General features: G+C 35.8%; 4 protein-coding genes. 1 reads left to right on the top strand and 3 read right to left on the bottom strand.

Annotated elements, in window-relative coordinates; translation table 11 throughout:
- Positions 1-9 precede the first annotated feature (9 nt).
- A complete protein-coding gene (locus D6734_10060; GenBank protein RMF93456.1) occupies positions 10-702 on the top strand; it encodes an amidohydrolase in 693 nt (230 codons plus the stop codon).
- Positions 703-708: 6 nt separating this feature from the next.
- Here D6734_10060 and D6734_10055 read toward each other — a convergent pair whose 3' ends face one another.
- From D6734_10055 to D6734_10045, 3 genes are all read right to left on the bottom strand, one after another.
- Complete coding sequence (locus D6734_10055) at positions 709-1,536, bottom strand: alpha/beta fold hydrolase (protein RMF93455.1); 828 nt, start codon at positions 1,534-1,536, stop codon at positions 709-711.
- Between the two features lie 173 nt (positions 1,537-1,709).
- Positions 1,710-2,081, bottom strand: a complete 372-nt coding sequence (locus tag D6734_10050) for a rubrerythrin family protein (GenBank protein ID RMF93454.1) — start codon at positions 2,079-2,081, stop codon at positions 1,710-1,712.
- A partial coding sequence (locus D6734_10045) for a transcriptional repressor (protein RMF93453.1) occupies positions 2,078-2,545 on the bottom strand: 468 nt, incomplete at its 5' end. The genes D6734_10045 and D6734_10050, both read right to left, overlap by 4 nt.

The following is a 2,545-nucleotide window of genomic DNA, read 5'->3' as shown; positions in this document are numbered from 1 at the left end:
GTCGATAAGATGGTCATACTGGGAAAGGACTATGGAAAAATAGGAGATGATGCGGGGACTAATTTATCTGATGAAGAGGTTTCTGAATTTGTTAAAGCCCATCCTGACCGTTTTATAGGTTTTTGCGGAATACATCCGGATAGAGAGAAAAAAAGAAATTTGGAGAGAGTTGATAGAGCTGTAAATGATTTGGGATTGAGAGGTATAAAATTGAATCCTCATTCAGGTTTTTATCCAAATGATGAAAGGCTTTATCCTGTTTATGAGTTTGCACAAGATATTGGCATTCCTGTAATGATTCATTCAGGTGTAAAAGCACCTCAGGAAGGGACAAGACTTAAATACTGCAAACCTATTTTTATTGATGATGTCTTAGTGGATTTCCCAAATCTTATTATAATAATCTCTCATGCCGGTTATCCTTGGGTGGAGGAGACGATAGCTTCTTGTCTTTATGCGGGAAATGCATTTGTTGATATTTCAACTTTGAACCAACTTGAAGAGGCAATGGGGGGCGAAGTAGTCCTTCCTACCTTAAAAAAATTAACAGCAGGACTTGGAGCACACAGAGTGCTTTTTGGCTCTGATGGCATATTCAATATTGAGGCTTTGATTTCAGCAGTAAAGAATGCAGATTTTTTAGATGACAGAGCTAAGAAGAAAATTCTCGGAGAGAATGCAAAGGAGATACTAAATCTTTGAGAAAAGTTAATCGAGAAGCCATTTTTCAATCAGCTGAGCATAGGTCTGCCAATTTTTTTCAAGCATAAACATATGTCCGCCGGGTTCAATGACCTTGTAATCCCGCGGATTGTAAAATTTTACTAATTCGTTATTGACATCAATTGGTGATTTCACACCTATCTTTTCAAGATTATAGCCAAGAATGTAGACAGGACATTTTATTTTTTCAGGATTTACTTCTATGTCTTTCATCTCTCCTAACGCTCGCCCTGATTCAAGACTGAGCATACTATGAGCATATTTTAGTGTTTCATAATCTATGTTTCCTCTCTCAAACATGTAGTCAAGAAGTGTTTCAGGACTTTCAGGAATTTTAATTACGGTCTCTCCAGAGAGTTTCCCTTTTTCCTTGACTTGTTTGACAAAGGTATTGAAATCATCTCTTTCTTCTCTTCTTTTAGGGGGGCCTGTATGAAGAAGAATAAGTTTTAGGGGGTTCTTTTTTTCTGCCTGTTTTTGTGATAGAAGTCCTCCCATACTATGGCCAATTAAAACTAAATCTTCAGTCAACCAATTTACGACTTTTTCTACATCTTCGAGATATTCATTTGCTCCAACACTACTCCAATCATCGACAGGCTTGCTCAGATAATGGCCTCTTAGATTTAGAGCATAGCATTTCCACCCCCGTGATGAGAGGTAATCCATAAAATTTTTCCATATCCAACTGCCTCCACGTGAGCCATGGACAAAAAGTACGGGAGTTGAGAATTGTTCTTTTTCAGGAATGCAGTATTCAACAGCTATTCCGTCTACGATTTCTTTCTTCTTGATTGTTTTTATTACTTCCATATCCTTACCAATAGAAAGTAATACCTACTTTATCAGAATAAATGAAATTTTCAAACAGAATATAAAAAGATATCATTTTGAAGGCGGGATAATCTATTTGTTGATGTAATCACAAAAAAAGAGGCATAGAAAAGACTATGCCTCTTCAATTTTTTTTCTATCTTATATTTGAGTTATAGTTTTTTCAAAAAACCTTCAAGTCCTGCACGATGCCTATCTTCATCTCTTGATGCAATTTCAAAGAATCTTGCCGCTTCTTCATTACCTTCTTCTCTTGCTATCTTTGCGGCTTCTGCTTTACCTACTGTTGCTCCTGATTCACCGCTTAACATCTTTTCGAGGTTTTCTTTGGTTGTTCCAATTTTCCCTTGGATTTTAGCTACCCATGCGGCATGCCATGCTTCATCCATAGCAACCTGTCTCAAATACATAGCTATATCGGGATATCCTTCGATTTCTGCCTGTTTCGACATTGCAAGATATAAGCCAACTTCACTTGTTTCACCTTTAAAATTTTTTTCCAAATTTTCATCAGTTTTACTCATTTTGAAATCCTCCTTTCTTTATTACAATTTTCACAATATCCATAAAAAATTACATCATGTTTCAGAATATTGAAATTGCCTGCTTTCTCCTTTGACAGGTGAATCGTATCAAGAGATTCATCGAAAACATCTTCAATTTTATTGCATTTTAGACATAAGATATGGTGATGTGGTTGTACCTTTGCTTCATATCTTACAATTCCCTCTCCTGATTTAAATTGTGATAGAAATCCTAATTCGCAAAAAAGCTGGACTGTTTTGTAGACAGTGTTCAATGAAAGGGAAGGATAATCAGCAATAGCCCTTTCGTAAATTTCATTTATAGTGGGATGAAACGATTTATCTGAAAGAATTTTGAAAATGCCAATTCTTTGAGGTGTTACCTTTATACCCGCCCTTCTGCATTCTTCTATAAAAAGTTGTAAATCCATTTTTTCTCGATTTTCAATTAAATAGTAATATAT

The sequence above is a fragment of the Candidatus Schekmanbacteria bacterium genome (genome assembly GCA_003695725.1).
In the GTDB taxonomy this organism is placed as follows: Bacteria; Schekmanbacteria; GWA2-38-11; order GWA2-38-11; family J061; genus J061.
Note: the sequence above shows the minus strand (reverse complement) of the source record. Positions and strands in the feature narration are given on the sequence as shown.

Excerpts from the sequence above, each read along its gene's own strand:
- D6734_10060 (RMF93456.1), top strand. The coding sequence starts at position 10 with ATGGTCATACTGGGAAAGGACTATGGAAAAATAGGAGATGATGCGGGG.
- D6734_10055 (RMF93455.1), bottom strand. The coding sequence starts at position 1,536 with ATGGAAGTAATAAAAACAATCAAGAAGAAAGAAATCGTAGACGGAATA.
- D6734_10050 (RMF93454.1), bottom strand. The coding sequence starts at position 2,081 with ATGAGTAAAACTGATGAAAATTTGGAAAAAAATTTTAAAGGTGAAACA.